Origin of the sequence: Coleofasciculus sp. H7-2, assembly GCF_042747725.1 — a bacterium.
Lineage (GTDB): Bacteria > Cyanobacteriota > Cyanobacteriia > Cyanobacteriales > FACHB-T130 > FACHB-T130.
Map to the genome: position 1 here is coordinate 106,642 of NZ_JBHZGO010000086.1, position 25,021 is coordinate 131,662.

At 48.0% G+C, this 25,021-nt stretch carries 17 protein-coding genes and 1 CRISPR repeat array; of the genes, 11 read left to right on the forward strand and 6 right to left on the reverse strand.

The genetic code is table 11. From position 1 onward, the window contains the following. Positions 1-242: 242 nt before the first annotated feature. Positions 243-1,628 carry a tRNA uridine-5-carboxymethylaminomethyl(34) synthesis GTPase MnmE gene (mnmE, locus tag ACFW2W_RS17860; protein ID WP_378180964.1) on the reverse strand — a complete coding sequence of 462 codons (1,386 nt, stop codon included), beginning with the start codon at positions 1,626-1,628 and terminating at the stop codon, positions 243-245. Between the two features lie 59 nt (positions 1,629-1,687). On the opposite strand from mnmE, the gene ACFW2W_RS17865 reads away from it, so the two are divergent. Both ACFW2W_RS17865 and ACFW2W_RS17870 read left to right on the forward strand, forming a co-directional pair. Further along, positions 1,688-2,686, forward strand: a complete 999-nt coding sequence (locus ACFW2W_RS17865; RefSeq protein ID WP_378180967.1) for a mechanosensitive ion channel family protein — start codon at positions 1,688-1,690, stop codon at positions 2,684-2,686. Further along, positions 2,661-3,797, forward strand: a complete 1,137-nt coding sequence (locus ACFW2W_RS17870; protein ID WP_378180970.1) for a mechanosensitive ion channel family protein — start codon at positions 2,661-2,663, stop codon at positions 3,795-3,797. Before ACFW2W_RS17865 ends, ACFW2W_RS17870 begins: the two co-directional genes overlap by 26 nt. A gap of 87 nt (positions 3,798-3,884) precedes the next feature. On the opposite strand, the gene ACFW2W_RS17875 is transcribed toward ACFW2W_RS17870, so the two are convergent. Then, a complete protein-coding gene (locus ACFW2W_RS17875) occupies positions 3,885-4,412 on the reverse strand; it encodes a hypothetical protein (protein ID WP_378180973.1) in 528 nt (175 codons plus the stop codon). 1,498 nt (positions 4,413-5,910) lie between these two features. Between ACFW2W_RS17875 and ACFW2W_RS17880 the strand changes: the two genes are divergently transcribed. The 3 genes from ACFW2W_RS17880 (at position 5,911) to ACFW2W_RS17890 (ending at position 10,394) form a co-directional block, all read left to right on the forward strand. Continuing rightward, a complete protein-coding gene (locus ACFW2W_RS17880; protein ID WP_378180976.1) occupies positions 5,911-7,755 on the forward strand; it encodes a family 10 glycosylhydrolase in 1,845 nt (614 codons plus the stop codon). 273 nt (positions 7,756-8,028) lie between these two features. Then, on the forward strand, positions 8,029-9,369 hold the full coding sequence (locus ACFW2W_RS17885) for a MurT ligase domain-containing protein (protein WP_378180979.1): 1,341 nt from the start codon (positions 8,029-8,031) through the stop codon (positions 9,367-9,369). A gap of 209 nt (positions 9,370-9,578) precedes the next feature. After that, entirely contained in the window at positions 9,579-10,394 is an 816-nt protein-coding gene (locus tag ACFW2W_RS17890) for a type 1 glutamine amidotransferase (RefSeq protein ID WP_378180982.1), read from the forward strand. Positions 10,395-10,448: 54 nt separating this feature from the next. Here the strand turns inward: ACFW2W_RS17890 and ACFW2W_RS17895 are convergent, their stop codons facing one another. Continuing rightward, the gene (locus tag ACFW2W_RS17895) at positions 10,449-12,311 is read right to left on the reverse strand and encodes a DUF3685 domain-containing protein (RefSeq protein ID WP_378180985.1); all 1,863 of its coding nucleotides are present in this window, start codon (positions 12,309-12,311) and stop codon (positions 10,449-10,451) included. 525 nt (positions 12,312-12,836) lie between these two features. On the opposite strand from ACFW2W_RS17895, the gene ACFW2W_RS17900 reads away from it, so the two are divergent. Further along, a complete protein-coding gene (locus ACFW2W_RS17900) occupies positions 12,837-13,367 on the forward strand; it encodes a peptidoglycan-binding protein (protein WP_378180988.1) in 531 nt (176 codons plus the stop codon). Positions 13,368-13,860: 493 nt separating this feature from the next. Here ACFW2W_RS17900 and ACFW2W_RS17905 read toward each other — a convergent pair whose 3' ends face one another. After that, positions 13,861-15,777: a hypothetical protein gene (locus tag ACFW2W_RS17905; protein ID WP_378180991.1), complete on the reverse strand. Its 1,917-nt coding sequence runs from the start codon at positions 15,775-15,777 to the stop codon at positions 13,861-13,863. Positions 15,778-16,120: 343 nt separating this feature from the next. Here ACFW2W_RS17905 and ACFW2W_RS17910 point away from each other — a divergent pair, with 343 nt between their 5' ends. After that, positions 16,121-19,468: an NACHT domain-containing protein gene (locus ACFW2W_RS17910; RefSeq protein ID WP_378180994.1), complete on the forward strand. Its 3,348-nt coding sequence runs from the start codon at positions 16,121-16,123 to the stop codon at positions 19,466-19,468. A 314-nt stretch (positions 19,469-19,782) separates the two neighbouring features. On the opposite strand, the gene ACFW2W_RS17915 is transcribed toward ACFW2W_RS17910, so the two are convergent. Together ACFW2W_RS17915 and ACFW2W_RS17920 are read right to left on the reverse strand one after the other, a co-directional pair. After that, positions 19,783-20,247 carry a Fur family transcriptional regulator gene (locus ACFW2W_RS17915; RefSeq protein ID WP_378180997.1) on the reverse strand — a complete coding sequence of 155 codons (465 nt, stop codon included), beginning with the start codon at positions 20,245-20,247 and terminating at the stop codon, positions 19,783-19,785. A 128-nt stretch (positions 20,248-20,375) separates the two neighbouring features. Continuing rightward, the gene (locus tag ACFW2W_RS17920) at positions 20,376-20,765 is read right to left on the reverse strand and encodes a response regulator transcription factor (protein WP_378181000.1); all 390 of its coding nucleotides are present in this window, start codon (positions 20,763-20,765) and stop codon (positions 20,376-20,378) included. A 607-nt stretch (positions 20,766-21,372) separates the two neighbouring features. Here ACFW2W_RS17920 and ACFW2W_RS17925 point away from each other — a divergent pair. The 4 genes from ACFW2W_RS17925 (at position 21,373) to ACFW2W_RS17940 (ending at position 24,119) form a co-directional block, all read left to right on the forward strand. Continuing rightward, positions 21,373-21,849 (forward strand): CRR6 family NdhI maturation factor, encoded by a 477-nt coding sequence (locus ACFW2W_RS17925; protein WP_378181003.1) that lies wholly within the window; start codon positions 21,373-21,375, stop codon positions 21,847-21,849. A 465-nt stretch (positions 21,850-22,314) separates the two neighbouring features. Continuing rightward, positions 22,315-23,037 carry a pyridoxine 5'-phosphate synthase gene (locus tag ACFW2W_RS17930; RefSeq protein ID WP_378181006.1) on the forward strand — a complete coding sequence of 241 codons (723 nt, stop codon included), beginning with the start codon at positions 22,315-22,317 and terminating at the stop codon, positions 23,035-23,037. Between the two features lie 84 nt (positions 23,038-23,121). After that, positions 23,122-23,451 (forward strand): MgPME-cyclase complex family protein, encoded by a 330-nt coding sequence (locus tag ACFW2W_RS17935; RefSeq protein WP_378181009.1) that lies wholly within the window; start codon positions 23,122-23,124, stop codon positions 23,449-23,451. A gap of 59 nt (positions 23,452-23,510) precedes the next feature. Then, positions 23,511-24,119 (forward strand): hypothetical protein, encoded by a 609-nt coding sequence (locus tag ACFW2W_RS17940; RefSeq protein ID WP_378181012.1) that lies wholly within the window; start codon positions 23,511-23,513, stop codon positions 24,117-24,119. A gap of 208 nt (positions 24,120-24,327) precedes the next feature. Further along, positions 24,328-24,873: direct repeats of the CRISPR family, unit length 36 nt; unit sequence GTGCTCAACGCCTATTGGCATCAAAGATTAGGAACT. Positions 24,874-25,021: the final 148 nt, after the last annotated feature.

Below are 25,021 nucleotides of genomic sequence, written 5' to 3' on the forward strand. Positions count from 1 at the left end.
GGGCTATACAAACAATTAGAAACTGTTTGTAAATGAAATTAAATATAACTGAACTACGTGTGCCTAGATCCTCCCTAACCCTCCTTAATAAGGAGAGAACCGAGCAAAAACACTGAAGTCCCCCTGATTCAGGGGGATGCAAGGGGGAGCGAAACCTTTGTTTACAAACAATTAGCCCTGCTGGTGCGGGCTACAGAATAATGCGTATTGGTAATAGAGAGTTCTGAAAAATTATCCATTACCTATTTCCCAATACAAAATCGGCTAAAAATGCGATCGAGAACTGATTCTGTGACTTCCTCGCCGGTGATTTCTCCTAAAGCTTGAATGGCACCTCGCAAGTCAATTGTCCAGAAGTCGAGAGGGAGTAGATTCGCAATGGTAGCCAGCACTTGTTGCAAAGAAGTTTTAGCCCTAGTTAGCGCTGCTGCTTGTCGCTGGTTAATCGCTAAATCCAAGTCAGCTGCCTTGAGGTTGCTGGTGTGTACGGCATCCAAAATGGCTTCTTCTAGGGCGTCAATACCGTGGTTGTGGGCGGCTGCGGTGGGTACAACCCGGTGAATGGTATCTGGGAGGGACAATTCGGGAATTTCCCCTACAAGGTCAACTTTGTTCATGACTAAAATGAGGGGGCGGTGTTGTACCTGTTCGTAGATTTCTCGATCGGCTGGCGTCCAACCGGCTTGGGCATCAATGGTGAGTAGTACCAAGTCAGCGGCTTGGGCGGCATCGCGCGATCGCTCAACCCCAATCTTCTCTACCACATCAGCGGTATCCCGAATCCCGGCAGTGTCTAGCACTTGCACGGGAATTCCACCGACTACCAGAGTCGATTCTACAACGTCGCGAGTGGTGCCGGGAAGGTCGGTGACGATGGCGCGATCGCTCCGACTCCAGGCATTCAGCAAACTCGATTTCCCCACGTTGGGACGCCCGACAATCGCCACTTTCAAGCCAGTGCGGAGGAGTTCGCCTTGTTCGGCAGTTGCCAAAATTTTTGTGGTTTCTGCCAAGATATGCTCGATTTGGGCGATGATATTCGCTTCATCCAACGGTGGCAAATCTTCCTCAAAGTCAATTCGGGCTTCAATCTCTGCCAAGATGTCGAGGCAAGTGGTACGCAGAGAGCGAATCGGCTTTTGCAACTTCCCCTGCAAACCGGCGAGAGCTGATTGAGCCGCTTGAGGCGATTTAGCTCCCACTAGATCGGAAATACTCTCCGCCTGCGTTAAATCCAGACGCCCATTCAGAAACGCCCGCAGGGTAAACTCTCCCGGCTGTGCTAATTTTGCCCCCGCCTCCAAACACAGCTGCAATACCTGCTGCACTGGCATAATTCCACCGTGGCAGTGGAACTCTACCACATCTTCGCGGGTGTAGGAGCGAGGCGCTTGCATAATCAACAACAGTGCTTCATCTACCGGATGATGCGTCTGGGGATCGCGCACATATCCGTAGAGGATGCGGTGAGATTCCCACTGCTGCTTCCCTGGTGCGTGGAAGAGGGTACGCGCTAGAGCGATCGCTTCCGCCCCCGATACTCGCACAATCCCCACACTCCCCTGTTGGGGAACAACAGCGGTAGCGATCGCGGCGATGGTTTCCCCCTGCACAAACGTTTCAGACATCTTGCCTTGAGATTCGGGTTAAGTGAAAAGCCGATCAATTTCCATTCTGCTGTAATAAAGTGGAAGAATTACCAGAATTATCAGAAGTTGTGCAATTAGTTTCTTCCCAGGCTCTTGAAGCCTATCAAAAAGTCGTTAAGCCTTACAAGGGTTTATTGGGAGTTGTCATTGGGCTAGCGATCGCTGACACTGCCATACACTTAATCCCAGCCTTTTTCCAGTCGGGTTTAATAGAAATTGCAGTTAGTTTCTCTCTAGCGATCGCTGCCAGTTGGTTAGGTTCGCGCCTGTTCAAGCAGGTTTTTGATGTCTATCTCTTAGATGCTGCCATCAACAGTGGACGTAAAATCAACAGCGAACTGCTAATTTTGGCTAAATTAATTGCTAATTTCATTATTATATTTTTGATTATCGTTATTTTTGCCGAAACTCATAAAATTAATATTTTTGGTTTGGTAGCCAGTTTAGGAATTGGCGGCTTAGCTGTTGCCTTTGCTGCCCAAAAAACTTTGGAACAAGTATTAGGCGGCATTGTCATTTATCTCGATCGTCCCTTTGTTGTCGATGACTATATTGGCTTGCCAGATGGTATTTTTGGCAGAGTTGAGTCAATTGGCTGGCGTTCCACCAGAATTCGCACTTCTGGCAAAGGAACATTGGTAATCGTACCGAATAGTTCCTTAACACAAGTGAATATTGAGAATTTTTCTGGTGCCAAGAAAGTTATGGCTCTCATCTACTTAAACTTTCACCGGACAATTGAGAATGAAGAACGTGCCTTAATTCGTCAAGTCATTTTAGACAGTACAGAGGATATTTTTGGCATTGACTCGCGCAACACCGAAGTGACATTTAGAGATTGGGGCAACGATAGCGAGAGCAAAACCCAAGCACAAATTACTTTTTTTATCTTAGGCTCTAGCGAAGTATCGATGGGATTGCGGCGTCAACTCCTCGATATTGCCAGTCAAAATATTACAGATAAATTGAAATATTACGGGATTGCCTTCGACATTGAAGAACCAACAATTTATGTGGATTCACCCATTACTATCTAAGCTAAACTTTGCCGATATTAGTTATCAGGTTATTCAAATTGATATTTCTAAACCCCTTATTTTCCTGCTGTTTGTCCTCCTCTCTTTGCTATTGGGACGATACACACCTGGGATCAGCAAATTGATCGTCCGTCGCTTTGCATCGGAGAAAGTAACGAGTATTTATGAAGACTTTATCGAGCCAATCAAACACTTGTTTAGAGTGGCGGGTACATTCATCCTGATCTCTCTTTCTCTAACCTGGATTGAAAGCTATCAATCACTTTATAAGTTAATCAAACCTTTTGTAGATTTAGCTGTCATTATTAGTGTAGCTTGGTTAATCTCGCGGCTATTTCGGCAGTTCATCCGAATTTATGGAATTGATTTACTTGGCAAATTTGGTCGAGATTTTGATGAACTGATTCTGGTAATTGAGACTTTAGTAAATGTTGCGCTCGGCTTCATCGCCGTTTTGGCTTTTGCCCAGAGCCAGCAATTCAATTTAGTTGGCTTGATGGCAAGTTTAGGCATTGGCGGTTTGGCGGTGGCGTTTGCGGCTCAAAAGACTCTAGAGCAGCTTTTAGGGACGATTGTTTTGTATTTAGATCGCCCTTTTGTTCCTGGGGATTATATTCGTCTGCCTTCAATTGGCAACGTACCAGGAGGTTTGTTTGGTCGCGTTGAATCGATTGGTTTGCGCTCTACCAAGATTCGCACGGCGGCTAAAAGTACGTTATATATCGTGCCCAATTCCACATTGGCAAATTTGGAAATTGAGAATGTGACGATGGGCAAAAAAGTAATGGTTTTACTTTATCTAGATTTTTTTCAGTTACTAGAAGATCGGGAACAGGCGCTAGTACAGCAAGTCATTAATGAGAGTACGGATTCTGTGTTCGGGATCGATCCAGGTAGTACAAATATCACATTAATGAATAATTCTGAAAAGCAAACAACTAGAGCCAGAGTAACGTTTTTTATTCTGGGTTCTAACGAAAACTCGATTCAACTGCGAAAGCATCTACTGGAATTGGCAAACGAAAAAATCTCTAAGCATCTGATGGAGTATGGCATAGAGTTTAAGATGCAGGAACCAACAATTTATGTTGAGTCACCAGTGACTATTTAATGACACCGCCTATACAGTTCTGGCTAGATTGGGTCATGCCATCCTACCAACTGTCCAGCGTTAGTCATCTTGCACGATGCTCCCGATTCAAGCAGTGATGGCTGTCCACTCTATCGACTGATTGTTGGGAACCTCAAATCGAATGGCGGTGGTAGCCCAGTTTTTAAAATCGGGTGCCATCCGAGTCAGCTTTTGCAGAATTTCATCGCTCACCCACAACACTAGCGGAAAAGCGAACTGTTTGCGGAACTGATTCCGGACGAGGTTCGTCGAGGTAAGTACTTGATTAATGTCCACCACAGACTCTAGACCGAAGACCATCAAGGCTGGCGGCTGCCGATCTTCAATTGTTTTTTGAATAGTTGTATAAAGCGTCTTCACCGAAGGATGCAGGACGAGTTCTTGAATCTCGACTGAGGAGAGTTCTCTCAGCAGCTTCGCCATTTGCTCCTGTAACTGGGGATAGTTACAGGAGACCAAAATCAGCGAGAACTCACCTTGAGAAAGCGCGATCGCCTTGGCGAGTCTTCTGAGCGATCGCTTGTGGTTTGCCTGAACATCTTCTGAATCATAAAGGTCAGTCATGGCGGGTACCAAAGGGAATTTAATTAACATTTTTCCAATCTAGGTTTCTTTTTACTTCCTTATATCGGGTGATTTTGCGATCGCTCAGGCGATCGCACTTTGACAAGACAATGACTGGTATCTTCTCTTTTCGTGATCTCTATCACTTAATTTAAGTGATCTAGGTGTGTCTGTCCAAAGGCAGCTAGAACAGTCCTGAGCTTGAATTGAGTGTCCTGTAGGGATTGTTGAGTATGCGTACACCCTGTTATTGGGTACATAGGGGCATTCGGCTTTTCCCTAAACAAAAAATAAATTTTAATAAAACTTAACATTTCGTTAGAGTTCTTAAAGCCACAAGTGCTTGCTCTGGACATGGAATGCAAGCGGCTTTAGAGATAACACCCGCGATGTGCTAAGAGCGCTCTCGCTTTCATGGAGGCTGATGGCATGGGAACGTCCTAGAGCGCTACGTATTCTAGGAACCGCAACTCTAATTTTTGAAAATGCCTACAGCTTGTGTCTACGTTAAAGAGCTTTATTCATAAAATCCATAAGGGTTGATTGCCACTATGCAAACATCGCACACCTACCTAATGACACTACCGAAAGTAAGAGAAATTGCTGACACAGTAACAGCAGCAGACTTGGCTCTTTTTGAACGATTTAGAGCCAAATCCGCCTCTTTCTTGGCTGTATAAATGAAAACTGTAGCAGAGGAGACAGCAGCTATGGGCGATTTATTAAGTAATCTTCAGCTTTATTAGCTGAAACCAGACTTATGGCAGATGCGGGTACACAAAAGTTAGTAAATTAGGCGATCGCCCTTCAAAATTTGAACCGCAAAGAAAGCGAACAGCGCCTCGCTGTCTGCCACAGTCCACGAACTCAAAGTTCTAAATTTCCTGGGGCGAAATGCGGAAACTTTGAGAGAACGCCACGCCAATCAGCCAATAAGCGACTCAAAGTTGGCGTTTATTGTCATAAAAAGGGCTAACTTTTGTCATGACGTTCAATAAATTTTCTAACTTCTTACACAGAATTGCTTGCTTTCTTTGCTGCCTGAGTATCGATTCAGTTTTTTTGAACTAAAGTACCGGAAGTTATATGAATTTATTCTGAATTCTTGAATCAATAATACGTGTTTTTTGCACGATTAAATTACGTATAAATACTTGAATTAATCCAATTATACTCTCGTCCCCGAAGACATTTATCCTAGTTTCCACTAACAGGTCAAATAGTTTAACGCTGCCCAATTGCGGGACGATCTCGTGGGGTACATTTTGTGGATACGCAGGTAGTGTCCAGGGCAGGTACAAGCCTGCCCCTCGATCATTTCCATCATCAGCCACTTCAAAAACTGTATGCTGGTTGCATTTGTAGCATCCTTAAAAGGAGCGATCGCTATTTTCGATTACCAACGATCTCGATGACACCACGACCTTCACCCAGTCAGCTTGCTGCAACCTTTGCCGAAATGCCCAAGTCATGATTTATGGTTCCATAATATTGGGTAAGTTTTTGTACACCCCTATTGAGGTAGATATTGAAATACTCTGTCAAACGACTTTTTACGAGCCTAGCAGACGGGCTGGTTTGGTTTAGCCGCGCCTTTGGGCGTCAAGCTTGGTTTGTCTTCCTGCTTGCTTTTAGCTTCAGCATGGCGCTGGTAAACCCTGCCGCATTTGCTCAAACAAAATTTTTGGATGTGCAAGGACTTTGGGCGCAACCCTGTATAGAACAGTTGGCACAAAAGCAGATTATTAGTGGCTACCCGGATGGGAGTTTTAGACCAAAGGCACCCGTAACCAGGGGTGAGTTTGCCGCAATGATTGACAAAGCTTTCCCCAATACAGCGGAAGTTCGTAGCGGCGGTCAATTTGCGGATATCCCAGCAAATTACTGGGCGGTAGATGCAATTCGTAAAGCCTATAAAAAGGGATTTATGTCGGGTTATCCTGGTGGGGTGTTCAAGCCGACCGAAAAAATCCCGCGATCGCAAGCGTTGGTATCTTTGGCGAGTGGTTTGAAGTATTCGCCGACTCAGGCGGTGAGTAGCACCTTGACTGGGGCATTTACCGATGCAACGGCAATTCCTGACTATGGGCGGAATGCGATCGCTGCTGCGACCGAAAAACAAATCGTGGTCAATTACCCCAACGTCAAGACACTCAATCCAAATCAGTTGGCAAGTCGTGCAGAGGTTGCGGCTTTCTTGTGTCAAGCCACCGGAACTGCTGGATTAGTGCCTTCCCAATACATTGCTAGCGTTAGGACGCCGCCAACCGCGCAGTCCAAAGAGATTCGGGGGGTGTGGCTGACGAATATCGATAGTGATGTGTTGTTTGAGCGCGATCGCCTCAGCAAAGCCCTACAACGCCTCGATGAGCTAAATTTCAACACCGTATATCCCACCGTTTGGAACTGGGGTTACACCCTCTATCCCAGTGCTGTAGCCCAAAAAGAAATTGGGCGATCGCTCGATCCCGCCCCAGGCTTACAAGGACGAGACATCCTCAAAGAAATTGTAGACCAGGGACATCAAAAAGGCATGGGAGTCATTCCCTGGTTTGAATTCGGCTTCATGGCACCCGCTGATTCTGACCTCGCCAAACGCCACCCCGATTGGCTACTCAAAAAGCGCGACGGTTCCCAAATTTGGAAAGAAGGCTCCCATGACCGAGTTTGGCTAAATCCGATGCGTCCCGAAGTTCAGAAGTTCATCCAAGATTTAGTCGTCGAAATTGTTAGCAAATACGACATTGACGGCATTCAATTTGATGACCACTTCGGCTTTCCCGCCGATTTCGGCTACGACGCCTTCACCGTCGAACTGTATAAGAAAGAAAACGGCGGTAAATCTCCTCCCGCGAACGCCCAAGATCCTCAATGGATACGCTGGCGGGCTAACAAAATTACTGCCTATCTGAAGCAGTTGTTCCAAGCCGTCAAAGACCGCAAACCAAACGTTATTCTTGCCCTTTCTCCCAATCCCCAAGAATTCTCCTACAACTCCTTTCTAGCCGACTGGCAGACGTGGGAACAACAGGGGCTGATTGAGGAACTGATCGTCCAAATCTATCGAGATGACCTGAGCCGCTTTATTGGGGAATTAGAGCGCCCAGAAGTCAAAGCAGCGCAGCGTCATATCCCCGTCGGCATCGGCATTCTCAGCGGCGTGAAACCTCACCCGGTTAAGGTTGCACAGATTCGGGAGCAAGTTGCAGCGGTTCGTCAGCGCGGATTTGCCGGGATGTCATTCTTCTTCTACGAAACCTTGTGGAATAATACTCCAGAAAAGCCAGACTTCAGACAGGCTGCCTTCAAAGGACTCTTCCCAGCGTCCGTAGAGCGACCAAATCTTTTGGACGGGTGGAAGCCATCTAGTTAGGAATGTGGACTAAATAACGGGTAAAATTCACGTTTTGTAGGGGCTTTTTCTGTGCCCCCTACTACGCAGGAAATTGGAAGTTAATAAATCCGAGTTTGTGTAGCCGGTAGGGACAAGAAATCTGTTTCTCTTAACTGTTGAGTACTTTTACTCATCATTGACAGGGGATTTACAGCCAAGTAGGGTAGAATGCTGACGAGCAAAGCACAGCTCAGTAAGTAGCAGTAAAGCGACGAGAGCGTGCAGCTGTGTAGCCGGGGCAGGAGTGTGGTGGTGAGAATATCGCTTTTAGATAGGTTACGGCTGGCCGTAGCAGTCGGGACGGCAAAGACAGTGACGCGGCTGGTGCGCCTGCTGCGTTTGGGGGCTGCTAGCGTTTTACCGGGAGAAATTGCCGGACGCATTCAGCCGCAGCTGTTGTCCCTGCTGTCTGGTCAGGTAAAGCACGGTGTCATTTTCATTGCGGGGACGAATGGGAAGACAACGACATCGCTGCTGTTGCGGACAATGCTAGAAAGTCAAGGATGGCGCGTTGTTCACAATGCGGCGGGTGCCAATCTCGTGAATGGATTAATCACGGCACTGCTGACCAACACCAATTTAATCGGTCAGCTCAATGCTGACTATGCAATTTTAGAGGTAGATGAAAATATTCTGCCCAAGGTTTTGCCGCCGGTTCAGCCAAAATTGATTTTGTGCTTGAATTTATTTCGGGATCAGCTGGATCGGTATGGTGAAGTGGATACGATTAGCCAGCGTTGGCAGAAAGCGATCGCCCAATCAAAAGAAACGGTAGTGATATTAAATGGCGATGACCCCACCTTGTCTAATCTGGGTCAGCAATTATCGCAACGAGTTTTATTCTTCGGTTTAAGCGAACCTGAAGCTTATCTTGACGAAATTCCTCACGCAGTAGATTCTATATATTGTCCTCGGTGCGGTCACTCTCTCGATTATCAGGGCGTCTACTTATCTCATCAGGGAGATTATCGCTGTCCTAGTTGTGGCTTTGAAAAAAGCCCGCTGGCAATTGATAGTCGCCAATGGCCTCAGATTCTGATTGGGATTTACAACAAATACAACACACTGGCGGCTGTTTTAGCGGCACAAGAAATTGGCGTTGATGCCGCAAACATCCTAGACACGATTAAAAACTTCCATGCAGCTTTTGGACGGGCTGAGGAATTAGAAGTCGCCGGGAAAAAAGTGCGGATTTTGCTATCAAAAAATCCCGTCGCGCTGAATGAAACCATCCGCGCCGTGAATCAGCAAAGAAGCCACGGCGGTTCCTCCACAACGCTGATGGTGCTAAACGATCGCACCCCAGACGGCACCGATGTCTCTTGGATTTGGGATGTAGACACCGAAAAATTGGTGGAACAGGGAGGAACAGTGGTAGTCAGCGGCGATCGCGTTTATGATATGGCGCTGCGCCTGCAATACAGCCAAGCAGACGAGGAACATGGCTGCAAACTGATCGTAAAAGAAGATTTGCCAGAAGCGATCGCCACTGCCTTAGAACACACCGCCACAGGCGAAACTCTGCACATTCTCCCGACTTACTCTGCGATGCTAGAAGTCCGTGGCATTTTGACTGGGCGAAAAATTTTGTAGAGAAATGTTTAACGCTCTCGGTACGCAAAGAATAGCATATGCGAAAGCGTACCGAGAGCGCTTCCCTTAGCGCTACGAGAGCGTTAAAAACAGGACTTACGCAAAGCTTATACATATAGCGTTCTTGTAGGGGCAATCCCCCTGTGGTTGCCCTCAGATGTCGCGCAAGTTGCGTAAGTCCTAAAAAATCCAAAAATTTGGCAGTACCTATGAATCCCGAACAACTTGAACTAACAATTGGCTGGCTTTATCCGACGCTGATGAGTACCTACGGCGATCGCGGTAATGTCATCTGTTTACAGCAACGCGCTCAATGGCGGGGTATAAAAGTAAACGTGATGCCTTTAGATCGAGACGCCCCAACTGAGCAATTTCACCAAGTGGATGTACTGGTGGGTGGCGGCGCACAAGACCGACAGCAGGAAATCGTCATGCGGGATTTGCGCCTTGGCAAGGCAAAAGCGATCGCCCAAAAAATTGCAGCAGGAACGCCTGGGGTATTTACTTGCGGATCGCCCCAACTGCTGGGACACTACTACGAACCCGCATTAGGGCAACGGATTGAGGGATTGGGTTTATTGGATTTTGTCAGCAAGCATCCGGGACCCGATGCCCGTCGCTGTATCGGCAATGTTGTGTTTGAGATCACGGCGTCGCGATTGGCGTCGGATTTGCGAAAGATGTCGGGGGATGCGCCTCTGGTAATCGGCTTTGAAAATCACGGCGGTCGCACTTATCTGGGGAAGGTGGAACCGCTGGGGCGCGTCCTTCGCGGTTATGGGAATAATGGGGAAGATGGGACGGAAGGGGCATTTTATCGGAATGCGATCGCTACCTACTCTCACGGTCCTCTTTTACCCAAAAATCCCTCAATTGCTGACTGGTTAATTCAAACTGCACTTGCAGAAAAATATCAAACGCCAATATCTTTAAAACCCCTGGATGATGCCTTGGCAATGCAGGCGCGAGAAGCAATGTTTAAAAAGTTGGGCGTCAAGGTGCCAGCGGCTTCTGCACAGCGGTGATGGAGAAATTAGGATTCTTTTTTCCCCTCTCTCCCCCTGCACCCCTGCCCTTTTTCACTTCTGGCGTTCGCCATTTTTGCCAAACCGAGTTTCTTGCAACGTCGTGCCAATGCCTTGAATAATGCCGCGTCCAATTAAGCCAATGCCTCTGCCAATCACTTGCGTGAGGACGTAAACAACACCGCTACCCAGGAAGGCAACTGTTGAGCGCAGACGCGGCGCGATCGCATCTCTGGTTTCTAGCGCTAGAGTACAAGCTAGCTGGACACCCGTCAGTTGGTGCAATTCATCAGTGCGCGGGGCATAGATAGAGATTTTTTTGATTCCGATGCCACTCAGTGCTAGCAGAAGATATCGGCTTTCAAAAATTGCTGTTGGCTCACCCACATATCTTTCTAAACGATATTTCCACGATAGATTGTTCCGAAATCGGGCAATTTCCCGCGATGAAATCAAACGTCTATCGTAAAAAATTTGCTTAATTGCTTCCACATCTGCAAAATAGTTTAGCAGGGGTTGGACAACGCTATTGGCAATTTGAATTAATAAATTCTCCAAGATAACTTCGGCTCGAACTCGCGCTTCCGGTGTTCCAAAAGAGTAGGAAACATTATCAATCATCAGCGGAGTTTGAAAAAGCAGATAGTTAATGATTTCGGCAACTAGAGGAATTTTATCTAGAAAAGATTGTTGAATAATTGTTGCATCCTGTAACAAAGTATTGACAATATCTACTTCAAGATTGCCGACTTGAATCGTGTAATATTTGCCAAAAAAATCAGTGGTAGACGCTTGCCACAAATCCCGCAGAATCATCGATTGCCTCAGAGCGATCGCCTCCGGCTGTAACTGGGAGCGCAGTTCCTCTAAGACATCCTCGAATTTACGCAGGATCAGATAAAGCAATTCTCGTTTCTTGTCCTCCAGCAGAATATCAATTTCTAAAGGAGAGCCAGTCAGATTTTTTAGCCCAAATTGGAGTTTATTTAAAGTAGCGTCAAGCAGCGGACTGAGAATCGAGGATTGAGAAAGCGCTGAGGACTGAGTAGTCAGTGCTGAGTCTAAAGAGGGATTATTCCTTCTCCTCGGTTCCGGGGTAGGCAGGGGGGCACCACTGCGGCGATCGCGACTTCCTAATCCGGGTGGGTTGAGGAAGTCATTTTGGCTTTCCCTAGGGCTTTTGGTAAAACCCGTCCCTGACACCTGATTCCTTGCGCCTGTCGCCGCCACGGGTAACAGCTGATTTACCAGCCAACGAGCTGTCCGCAATTCTCGTCGCCTTCCCGTTAGGATGAACCAGTCTAGTGTAGAAAGATTGGGGTTTTGTACCTGCTTTGTCACCTGGGCGATCGCGGTATCAATTTGCCGCAGTCCAGACTGACGGATTTGCCAGAGCCAGGATGAACGACTTTGCTCTATGACATCTGAGGCTTCTAGCGCGTAATTTTGCGTTTGTACGAGTTCTGACCAATAAACTTCCCCAGAGGCGACTTGACGAAGGGCTGGCACCAGAATCGAGAGATCGGTGCCTTTGGGACAATAGCCCTCGACACCCAGCGCCCTGGCTGCCGTCAGTTCCTCTGGCGTGAGTCGTTCGCTCAGCAGGAATCGGGGTAATTTAGGGTATTGCGTCTTTAATTCCTGGCACAGCTGCAACCCTATCGATCCCCCCAAGGACGAGTTTGAGCGACCTAAGCTTAGTTCTAAAATCAGCAAGTTTGGAGCGTTGTCTGTACCAACCCCGGCTGCCAACGTCTGCAAAGCGGCAGCAGCGCTATCCGCCTGGGCAACTACTTGCAGGTCAGGAAACGACGCCAAGGCGGTGCTAAGACCCAACCGAGAAATCGGGTCATCATCAATTAGCATCAACTTAAAGGGGCGAGCAGTCTCAAGGGCATCCGCTACGCGATCGCTCATCAACAACCTCCTGCTTCACACCGCTTTCTCCCTGCTATAACAGATTACTCATTCCAGGCGCGATGCGAACGCCAGCGCTATCGCCTCGCTTGTACTTCCCACAGATGGCGATCGCTCTCATCTAGTTAGATTTTTTGGAAAAATTTATCCTAAATCATCCTACTATTTGATCTTCCCTTCTCTCTAGTTCAAGCTAAAGAAGAAGTTGTAGATTTTGAAGCGGACAATGCCTACCAAATGCGATTAGGGCGGGCATTGTTCCCCCTCCTACTACAAAAACATCATCATCTAATTCCTGTATTGAAAATCAAATAGCTATTTCTATAGTCAGATATTTAGCAACTAGAAGCTCTAACTATAGAACTATGCTCAGATTTGACATCTCCTATAAGCTAACGAAGATATACAAAAGCTGGAAATCATTCAAATTAGCAAATTTGGATGAAACAACAAATAGGAGGCTTTCTAAGCCACAAACGGTGCATTTATTAGCATCTTGTGTTTTTGAAAGAGGAACTGACGCTGATGACAGCAAAATTTTTTAAGTCAAGTATCAAACCCCTAAGCATTCTTTCTGCCATTGCCTCGCTACCGCTACTCTTGAACGGGATGAGTGCAAACGCTGCTGGGATTAGCGCCTCTGGGATCAACCCTGAGATGAATGAGGTGCCAATTGATATGCACGCCGGAATCTACGATCGGCAAACTCAAATTGAGCAAAGACAAGCGCAGCTGATTCCCGATCCAACTGGGCGTAATGAAGGACCAACTGTGCCGATGGAAAACGTGCCGATTGAAAACACAGCGCCTGCAAAATTTAATCCCCTTGCCCGCTATTCTCCCTCACCCGCTCCCATTCTCAAAAATGGTAGCCAGGGAGCAGTGGTGACAGGAGTTCAGACAGTATTAAAAGAACAAGGACTCTATAAAGGCGGAATTGATGGCGTGTATGGCTCGCAAACGCGCTCAGCCGTCATCGCCTTCCAGCAGTCGAGAAACTTAAGCCCGGATGGGATCGTTGGGCCTCAGACTTGGGAAGCCATGATCGCAGCTTAAAGTAGACTGAGAACGATGGAAAGTGTCTATCGGGAGCATCCCAATGAGACAAAACTTACGCAAAGCTTATACATATAGCGTTTTTTCGGGTTCAATCCCTTGTGGTTGCCCCCAGATGTAGTGATGTTGCGTAAGTCCTGTGAGAGTAGAGACGCTTGCATGAAAGCGTCTCTACAAAGACTGCGTAGGCAGCGTTTGTTTGTGTAGCTCCAGGATGAGAACCTGTGGGGTATTTGCACGCATTGGGATGCTTTGTTGTCCAGCTCCAGTTAGGGCTACGGTGTATACACAAGTCGGTAGACCTCTCCCCAAACCCCTCTCCGAAGCGGAGAGGGGCTTTGAAAATGGCTCCTCTTCCAGCTAAAAAAATTTATTCCTTTTCCCTCCCCTCTCAGGGGAGGGTTAGGGAGAGGGGGGTTAGGTCTGGGAGCGCTTTGAAGAAAATAAGTCCCTTGTGTATACACAGTAGCCCCAGTGAGGGGGATGGACAGGGTCAATTATTCCCCTCTGACTGACTATTGCTTTGAGATTCAGAGGAAGTTTCTTCGACAGACTGCTGAAGTTCAGCTGCCTTTTGTCTCTCTGCTAAGAGGGCTTCTCGTTCTGAAGCCCAACGAGCGATCGCTCCTTGCGCTTCTCGATAAAGTGCCCGATCGTAGCGAATCCCAGAAGCCTTATTAATCGCGGCAGTGAGCCGCCCCTCAGCCGCTAAAGCGGTCGCCTCGTTAAGAATCGGCGTATCTTCAGCGATTTGAATTTGAGCCACCCAATCGCTGAGTGCTGCCTGTGCCTCAGAGTACAAAGCACGTCTAGGAGCGATTTTGGAGGCAGCCGCAACCGCCGCCTTGAGATTTCCCTGCTGAGCCAAACCCCGCGCTAAATCCAGAGTAGGTCGGTCTTCCATCGTTTGGATTGTTTTAGTCCATTGGGCGATATAGGTTTGTGCCTCTATCCGCAAAGGCTGACCCAACTTTATCTGGCTTCCCTCCTCAACAGCAGCCCTCAAACTCTCTAGGGTTCCCGGTGTTGCCAGCTGTTTGGCTTTAGAAAGGGCGATTCGGTCTTGAATTTGTTGAATTTGCTTCCGCCAGTGGGCAATTTGAGTTTGGGCTTCGATGCGTCCGGGTCGTTTGGGCGCGATCGCCTCGGCTTGGCTAATCGCCAGTTGGAATGTCAACGGTTGATCGAAGCTGGCAATTGTCTCGGCAAATTGCATTTGCAGCCGATCGTGTAAATTAGATTGCCAAAGCGCCTCGGTGACCCGTGCTTGCTGGCGAAGAGGACTTTTTGGGGAAATCTGACGCACAGCCGCTTGCGCCTCTAGGAAGCTGAGGATTTTATTTTCCTGAGCAACGGCATAAGAACGACTCAGTTGAATCCAGTCTTGAGCTTCGTTATAGACTGAAGCCTCCGGAGGAATCAGCTTAGCGGCGGTAATGGCACCGTCAAAATCTTCCTTCTCCAAATGCTGGGCAGTAATTTTTAGCAAGTCCAGACTCCAGCGATTGATTTCGGCTTTCGCTTTGGGTTTGGCATAGGTGTTGGGGTTTACCTTTCCTGCCAGAGCGATCGCTGGTGCGAATCCCTCAGGTGTCTTCGCTTCGGCAAACTTCTGCGCCTCTTCTAGCTGCTGCCAAGCTTTTTTTTCCTGAGTCATCCGCTCGATCAGTTTATCCAGTTGTTTTTGATCCCAGTAGTGGCTATCGAGGCGAGACAAAGCCTGTATTTGCAAAGAAGCTTCAAACCACTTTTGTTCTTTTAATGTTGCTAAGAATTTTTGGGTGATATCCTGACCCTGCTGCCAATCACCTTGCCATTGTTTCATCGCCACTTGCACCTCTGGATACAGGGGACTTCCGGAAGGAATTTGGCGGGCAATAGCGATCGCTCCCTTTAAATCTCCTTGGTCAATTTTCTGACGGGCGATCGCCAATAGCGAGCGCGACCATTCCCCCATCATTCGAGTCGCTTCTGGGTACACCGGGTTATCAGGGGGCAAACTCTTCACAAACTTCATTGCTTCCTCCAGCTGCTCTAACTTGCCCGACTGAGCCGCCTGAGCCGCGCAAGCCAACTGCTCCATTTCCGGAGCCAAAGGCGAAATATTTTTGCAGTTTACTTGCGGAGGAATCGTTGCCAACAAGAAGAAAGCCGCTAATACCGTCCCTCCCAACCCGAAAATAACACTCAGCCACAACAGCCACCACCGCCAAAACTTGTTTTGCCCTCTAAGCGGTGTCAGAGGCGGCTGCGTCGCTGAGGCAGCTTCAGTTTTATCCACATCGTCGTCCCGGAGCGGGGTGGCAGATGCGTTAGCATCCGAGACGACTCTAATCACCAGTTTACGTCCGTGCCGCTGGCGCAATCGGTTTACCGCCCGTACTTGAAATTCATGTAATTGTCTTTTCACTACCATCTCACTACCACTACCCTTGAATCCTCGTTTTGCTGCTCCTGCTCGATGACATCGATCCGGAGCCGAATTGCCGTCAGCGTAAAGGGTCTAAAACTGATAATAAAAGCTTTAAGTTTGTAGGGGTAAAGCTTTTGTGAGTGAATTTAGAGATCGAGCTGATTTTTTGCACCCGTGCTTCGCTCCTACATAAGTTATCCTGAAATTCAACTCAACTAGGGATGATGAAAAACAGCTTCTACCCAATTCATCGCGATTCGTCGGCACACCAGCCGCATTCCTCTCCCTATAACATGACTAATAAGTGGCATATTGAGTTATTTCCTGAAATTGAGGTGGGATGAGCCTTAGCATTCGGCATTGGCTGGCGGAGCGCAACATTGAACTGGCGACCTTGAGGCACTCAGGCACTCAGATTGCCGGGATTGCCTTTCGCATTGTCCGGGAGATGGAACTCAAGAGCCTGACACCTTTTGATATTAGTGTCTTAGCGGAAGTCTTAGAACTGCCTTTGAGAGCAGCTTGGGAAGTGGCAGGCGTAGCTTCCCAACTTTGTGTCGGGTTGCTGCGTATCCTGAGTCAAAAAAAGCCCCTGAAGCGCAACGAAGGAACCTGGCTAACTTTCCAAGTTGCTTACCTTAACGCCTTACAAGGAATTTTAGAACAAGAATCTCAACTGAGAAGACCGTGGCTATCCCGTGCGGGTGTCCCAGGCGAGTCTGAAGACTTGTACGGGCAGGTGTGGGATGCGCCCCTTGCCGATCCCCAGTTGCAAGCCTTGCTGAAGACTTTGCGTCCCGGACGCCTCACCGATAGTCAGGCAGAACAAGCTCTGAGTATGGTGGGCGAATCCTTTCTGGTGCAGCAGATGAACAGCACCGGCATTGCCTGGTTGATCGCCAATGGTGCCGAGGAAACAGAAGCCAAGCTAATCGCCCAACGCCTGGTGCATGGACTCCCCGGATATCTGCTGGCGATAATTGCTGAAAATGCCCTGCCATTAGCACAACTGCAAAAATTTGTCCAGCTAGGGAATTTATCAACTTGGCAGGATACTCCAGGGGCGGGAAACCCGGATCGGAAGCGTTCTGGGTTCTCAACCACTTTGAATTTTGAGGCAAATCAAAACTCAGACCCAAACACGCCACAATTTCCGCTTAACCTCGAACGAGAACGCTATCGAGCGACCCTTCTACAATCTTTGAGCGAACCGTTGCTGGCAGAACCTTTTGCGCTGAAGGATTTATACGTCCCCTTGAAGGGGGTGCTGCTCGAAGAAAGCTCCAGCCGGTTAGAGACGAAAAATCCCAAGTCAGATCCGACCACGACACCGCTTGCCGCGAATTCCGTGCCTGCGAAACCAGTGGATTTAATGGAGTGGGTCACGGCTCAACTGGATGATCCGACAAGCATTGCTGCCATCGAAAGCCCTCCGGGCACGGGCAAGACCAGTTTTTGCCAGATATTGGCATCAACCGTTGCCCAGCAGCTTTACCCTAGCTGGATGCCGGTGTTAATCCGACTCAAGGATGCTACCTTGGGGCAAACTTTGGCGCAAACCCTGGACTCTGCCTTCCCTTTGGGCAGATTTACAGATGCAGATGGTTGGCTTTCACCGATGCATCCTCCTTGCTTGTTGATTCTAGATGGCTTGGATGAATTGCCTCGCTCAAGTCACGCAGGGCGTCATTACCATGCCTTCCTGAACCAGCTGATGCAGTTTCAAGCGGAAGCAATGGCGTCTTTTGAGGGCACGCCCCGCCACAAGATTATTCTGACTAGCCGGACAATTGGGCGAGAAGGAGAATATTTCGATCTTGCCTCTACTCTGATACCTTTGCCCCACGATCTGCGGCGGCGGATTGCGATTCAGCCAATGGAACACGAGGAGTTCCGGGAGTGGTTCAAGCAGTGGTCGAAACTGCAATCGAAAGCGATCGCCCAAGGATATTTCGCCTTTGTCAAAGAAAGAGGCGGCTTTTCCACTCGTCCCGTCGGTACCCCAGGCGCTGCTAACGTACTCGCTGCCCTCGTCCGCAAGCCTTTGATGCTCTATCTACTGGGCATCTTGCATCGAGATGGACTGCTCAACGACACGATTTTTCACCTGACATTACCCCAAGCGAAGTTTGAAATTTACGACCGGATTTGCCGCTGGCTATTGGCATACCCCGAAGCTGGCAGTGGTTCCATGCCTTTTGTAATTCGGGAAGGTCTGGCTCATGCTTACCGCAGCAATGATGCGATCGCTCATCTCCTGCAAAACCGACGCCCCCAAGACCTGCGCCACCAGATGCAAGTGGCGGCACTGACCATTCTGCAAACGGGTCGCCATCAAGCCCCCCAATCGGCTGTAGAGGCGACCTTTACTAGAATGGCAACGGAGACAGAGAAACCGCTAAACCCGCGCTTACAGCCGTCAGATGACACCCTGCCAGCCTTTTTCTTCCACACTCGGCACTCAGCGATCGAGTTTTCCCACCGCAACCTGGGAGAATATCTCTGCGCTGAAGAAATTGCTGCTCAGCTACAAGTCCTCACCCAGCCAGTCCAAGATACCTACGGTGAATTCACCTTTGCGATCCACTCGCCGGTCAATGTAGCCCAGCATCTTTATCAATTACTGGGTTATGGCGTGTTGTCAGTTGAAATCGAAGACATGGTGATTGAGCGACTGCGGCGGATTTTTGAGCGCAACCCCGCCCAGTTTAGCTTCAATGTTTTGTTTGAACGCCTCTATCGGTTTTATCGCACCTACTGTCGAGGTCGCTGGCTAGATGAAGGAATTGCCCACCAGTGTCACACCCAGTTGCAGGCGTTGCACAACCCCCTAAAAATCTTGCAAATCGATGCAGCCGTTGGGCTGAATGTCTTCTTGTTGCTCAGTGCGATCGCTAGGCAGATGCGCGAAGCCCATCTAGATCATCGGGCAACGCAGATTTCCTTCTGGCCTTGCGGCAACCCCGACCTGCCCTCTGAATTTGACGCCGAAGCCCTGCTGACTTTAATCGGTCGCACCGTTGTCCTATCGCCCACCGCCTTTTGGCAGAGGGCGCGGCACAGCCTCAGTCAATTGCAGCTACGCTCTGCCTGTTTAAATCATGCCCTGTTAGCAGAGGCTAATCTCTGGCAAACCAATCTGTTAGCGGCTGAGTTAGCAGGAGCAAATTTGGCAGGTGCCAACCTCCAGCAAGCCAATTTGTCTTGGGCTAATCTCTCCGGTGCTGACTTATCAGGAGCCAATCTTGCTGGAGCGAGGCTTGAAGGGGCAAACTTGACAGGCGCTAATCTGCAAAGAACCAATCTTACCTTAGCGAACATCACTCATGCCTGTCTGTTTCAAGCCCAGTTGGATGACCAGAATCACCACTTTGCTAGGAAAAATGGTGCCTTATTTTCCTTGGAAGAATTTCAGGCATACATTCAAAGTTTACCCCGTCTCAAACAGACTGGAAGCGCTCAGGACAAAGGCAGTGCAGATTCAGAATCTACAGTGTTTCTGATAGAAAGTGCCGAAGGAGAACCGATGTTGCCGGAAGAACCTACGGAGGATGAAGACGATGAAACGGTGATTGCAGAAACTTCTTCTACCCTAGGGGAACCCTTGGCATTCCAAGAGGCTCCTAAGGTAGATTACCAATACGATGATGAGACGGCGCTGGTAGAAAACCCTCAACGAAGCAACTAGCTTTTGGGGGTGTTAAAAACTCTAAAACCGTATGAAGTATTCGTTGGGTTTCGCTAACGCTTAATCCAACCTACTAGCGATCGCGCGTCTAGTTGAAAATGTTAGGTAAAGCAAATATGGAGAAGCGATTTAATCTCCAGTTTTCTAGTCCTCAGTCAGCCCACTCAATAAAACTAGACAGCCTGCTACAAGCATTCTTAACTAAACCTTAATGATCCTGTAGTCACGCAAAACTTTTCTCCCCTACAGACGGTTCAAAATATTATTGATACAGCAGCAATAGGTCTTAAAAAGTGGATTCTCCCCACTACTGATTACCCGTTCTCCGCTTGAGAGCCAGATTCCGGTAATTTATACCCGTAGAAGTTGATGCAATATTCACTAATCCGAACCCCTGTTTGTTGTTCAATTTCTTTGAGCAGGGTTTCAGGCAGTTCTACGTAAACATCCAAAATCTGATTGGTATCCAGGCAGTTTACGTGGCTGTGAGCGTCGCTGATATTGCCGTACAAACGACCATCCGCACGCTCAATACACTCAATAATGCCTTGAGCTGATAGCGCTTCTAAATTTTGATACACCGATGTATGACCGATGTCCTTGCCTTGGTGATTCAAGCGGTCATAAATTTCTCGCGCCGACAGGTGTTCTTTAGCTTGCCACAGCAATTCCAGAATGAAGCGGCGTTGACGGCTCACGCGCATACCCAGCGCTTGACACCGATTTAAGGCATCTTCCAACGAGCGAATAGGTTTGACCGCTGCCGCTTCTTTTTGCATACTTAGACTTTTACGCGCTTGTCTGCTAATCCAAACTCATTTCCACTTTAACCTAGCTATTCTCGGAATGTCCACTGTCCGAAGATTCTAGGACAGCACTATCGATTGCAGCCGGTTAATTGATTCTATTATTGCAGTAAATTTTCTTCTAGAAGGCGGGCGATCATGGCGGTTCTAGAAGTGACACCTAATTTGCCAAAAATCCGGCGTAAATAGGTAGCAACTGTCCAATGGGTGATGCCCAGCTGATTTCCAATGCACTTGTTGGGAAGACCCTGTGCGACCAATCGGGCAATCCGCCGTTCCTGGGGGCTGAGGCTAATCCCGCGTTCTGACTTGGGTCGGCAACGCACAAGATAATAGTGGGTTCCGTCAACATCAGATTCAAAGATTACTTCATCCACCGTCTGCTCAGATTTTTGAAGCACTTTTGATGGACTAACAGAATCAACTTGTTCTACGAGGTGCTTTAGCATTTCTTGGGGAATCATTGCCTCTCCTCGTTCTTTGGTTTTCATTTAACGATCCCAATTCGTAATTTCACGCAAAGTATCAGGAGTAGATGCCCGATCTTTATCAAATCTTCATAAAACTATGTGGAAAATACTTGCTTCCTGACATTGTGCTGCTACAGTAAACCTGAGGTGGATTTCGGAGATAGATTAATACCTCAGGGTTTTTACTGAGTGCAGCGTGTCCGCCTCATGCCGGAAAACCTGGAAGCGAAGCCTCAAGTCGCCGGTATTGAAAGATTGCACGCCTGATCCCCGCACAGTTGCTGAAATAATTAACACTTAAGTGCGATTAAGTGCGATCGCGCTGATTGGATGTCACCAAACAAAATGTCTGTTAACGCAGTTCTAACAGCGGCGATAACAAAAAGCTAACGACATCTTATCTAAAGATCCTTTCTACCCTGGTCAAAAAGGGAGATGACGGTGGAAACGCTATCAAGGGACATCAGGCGAGACGAATCGCCGATAGCCCGACCCAAAGCGTGGGACGACTAATTTAGAGCCGGGACTGACGTGAGATCGGAGCAAGGCTGCAACAATGTAGAGAGAAGCCAGCGCTCATCGTGCGCTATTGTCGGCATTCAAAGTGTGTCACCTTAAGAATGGTTCAATGACGACAACAATCGCGCTCAATTCTGACTTGATTCAAACTTTGGATCTATCGCCGGTGCAGTCGGCGATCGAAAAGTTGCTCCAAGAGGGAGCGATCGCATCCGAGGAACAGCAACTGCGTTTTGAGATTGACTATCCCCGCGAACCGGAAGATCCACGAGAACTCTCAGAAATCCCAGAAGTACGTCTATGGTTTATTCGCTTAGATGCCCAATATCCCTGGATGCCCTTTCTGCTGGATTGGAAAGCCGGTGAACTCGCCCGCTACACTGCTATGCTCGTGCCACACCAGTTCAATCGTACAGAAGGGATAGAGTACAATCCAGAAGCCCTAGAGATTTTTGTGATGCAAAAAATCTTTGTCCTGACACAATGGATGAAGCAGATAGGAATCCCCAGCACCTCTCGCCTGAAGTCAATTGCTAAGATGCTGGGCTATGAGCTGGATGATGCCTTCTTTGAGTTAATCGGCTGATAGATAGCAATCCTAAATACTTGGTGAAGGCGAGATCCTAGGGCAACTCTTACGAAGTCGGGGATCTGAAATACTCAAATAGGATTGCTATTGCTATACATAGCAAAGGCGCAGAGGAGACTTTCTCTTTTCACTCACTCCTCCTAACTCCTCCCTCCTAACTCCTCCCTCCTAACTCCTCAGCCCTCAGCCCTCACTCCTCAGCCCTCACTCCTCAGTCCTCCCTCCTCACTCCTCCCTCCTAACTCCTCCCTCCTCAGTCCTCCCTCCTAACTCCTCCCTCCTAACTCCTCCCTCCTAACTCCTCCCTCCTAACTCCTCAGCCCTCAGCCCTCAGCCCTCAGCCCTCAGCCCTCAGTCCTAACTCCTCACTCCTCTTTCACTCAGTCCTCTTTAAAGATAGGCTTCCAGCGTTTCAGGTTAAAATCAATTGCGGAAGGCTCTGAAACATTGGGAGAGGTTCCGTTGCCTACACTTGGCGTCAATATCGATCACATTGCCACCATTCGGCAGGCACGGCGGACAGTAGAGCCAGATCCGGTGGCAGCAGCGGTGCTGGCAGAACTTGCCGGTGCCGATGGCATTACGGTACATCTGCGGGAAGACCGGCGGCATATTCAAGACCGGGATGTGCGATTACTGCGGCAAACAGTGCGGACTCATTTAAATTTGGAGATGGCACCCACCGAAGAAATGGTAGCGATCGCTCTCGACATTAAACCCGATTACGTCACCCTCGTGCCCGAAAAACGCGAAGAAGTGACGACAGAAGGCGGATTGGATATTACCAGTCAAATCGACCGAATCGGGGAAATGGTGACAAAGTTGCAACAGGCGGGAATCCCCGTCAGCTTGTTCATCGACGCCGATCCAGGTCAGATTATGGCAGCTGCGATTATTAAGGCGAAGTTCATTGAACTGCACACGGGTTGCTATGCCGAAGCAGCGGATGAAGCCAGTCGAGAGAAGGAATTAGCCGTGTTAGCCAAAGGATGCCAGCAAGCGCGTGCTGCTGGCATCCGGATCAACGCCGGTCACGGTCTCACCTACTGGAACGTTTACCCTATTGCTTGCCTTGAAGGCATGGAAGAACTCAATATTGGTCATACCATTATTAGTCGGGCAGCTCTTGTCGGAATAGAAAGAGCCGTTCGAGAGATGAAACAAGCAATGTTCGGTCATCGGTAACAACTGCGTCATGAGTCATTAGTCACTAGCTAATAACTAATAACTAACAACCCATTACCCATTACCCATTAGCAACCAATCAAGATGCAAAATTACTACTACATTCTGGCTAGCCAACGCTTTTTACTCGAAGAAGAACCCTTGGATGAAGTGCTGAAAGAGCGCACCCGCAACTACCACGAACAAGAAAAAGAAATTGATTTTTGGCTAGTCAAGCAACCGGCATTTTTAGAGGCACCGGAAATGGCAGCAATTAAGGCTCAGTGCCCTCAACCTGCCGTCGCAGTAATTTCTACGAATTCCCAATTTATTACCTGGTTAAAGCTGCGGTTAGAGTTTGTGCTGACCGGGGAATTTCAGGCACCTTCTCAAAGTATCCCCAATCCACTGGCTTCCCTCGCATCCGTTTCCTGAGAAGGCAAAAGTAAAAAGTTAAAAATCAAGAAAAAAAGCAAAAAGAAAAAACTGAAAACATGAAAAAAATCTCTCTTTTGCCTTTTGCCTTTTTTCTTTTGCCTGGTGTAGTTGCCTCTGCTCAATCGCCGCCTCCCACTTGCCAACCGCCTCCCCAAGGCGAGTATTTGGTATTGGTGGGAAGCCAAACTAGGGAGAGTCAAGAGCAAATTCAACGTACTTTGCCTAACAACACAAATACGTCAACTTGTAAATACTTTGACGATACTATGACGCGGATTGGTGGCTTCAGGAGCGTGGAAGATGCCAACGGCTGGGCACGTTATCTTAATGAGATTGTTGGGCTATCGGCTTTCGTTCTCCGCCCCCCAGAGGCACCGGCAAATCCAAATGCACCCACCTATAAACCGCAAGCACTCGGATCTGGTTATGCGGTGTTGGTGGATTACTTCAACAAACCGGAAGTAGCGGCTCAAGTACGGCAGATGTTGGGCGGCGATGTAGGCTTGGTTTCTTATGCACAACGTCCTTATTTACTGGCAGTTTACACAACCAATCCAAATGAGGCGAATTCGGCTTTGAGAAGATTGAGCGATCGCGGTTTTTTGGTAATGCTAGTAGATAGCCGCAGAGTGACACTGCTGAGATCATCAGTGGTGAGTAAATAATCTTTAGTCCTTAAAGCTCAAGTAGCCTGTATGACGATTTTTCGTTCAAGTTCCCTCAATTCTAGTAACAGAAAATTATTTCTGTTGATAGTTTTAAGGTGTAATTCAACCATGAAAGGCATATATAGAGAGTATTTTCGGCTTAGCATCCACTTATCCAGAGTGGGTATGATGTCCCTTACTACCACAAGCACAGAAACTTTGTAGTCTTGAATTTAACTATTGGCATCAAAGATTAGGAACTTTTTTGGGGTATGGAGTAGGCTCAATATACTTTCTATGTGCTCAACGCCTATTGGCATCAAAGATTAGGAACTAGGTTTGCTTTGTGTTTTTATCGGTTGACTGGATCGGGTGCTCAACGCCTATTGGCATCAAAGATTAGGAACTTTCCAACTAATGATGTGATTCAAAACGGAAGACTATCTAGTGCTCAACGCCTATTGGCATCAAAGATTAGGAACTGTTGATCAGGCTGGGAAGACGCCTTTTTGAGCGGGGTAGTGCTCAACGCCTATTGGCATCAAAGATTAGGAACTGATTCGAGATTTTGGCGGGATGAATATTCAGATTGTGCTCAACGCCTATTGGCATCAAAGATTAGGAACTGATTGCCCAAAAGCTTTAAGTCCCCTGGCAATGGGGGTGCTCAACGCCTATTGGCATCAAAGATTAGGAACTCACTCTCGGAGAGTGACCAGGATTTAGACTTTTTCACGTGCTCAACGCCTATTGGCATCAAAGATTAGGAACTTTTGTCTGTGGATACTGCCTTAGAGGATGTTTTAAAAGTAGGGTACTGTTGTAAGAAAGCTCACAAAGCTTATGCTGAGATTTGTAGAAACCAGCACCTTGTGAGCGAATGACTAAAGCATATCGTAGCAATCTGACATGGGAACAGT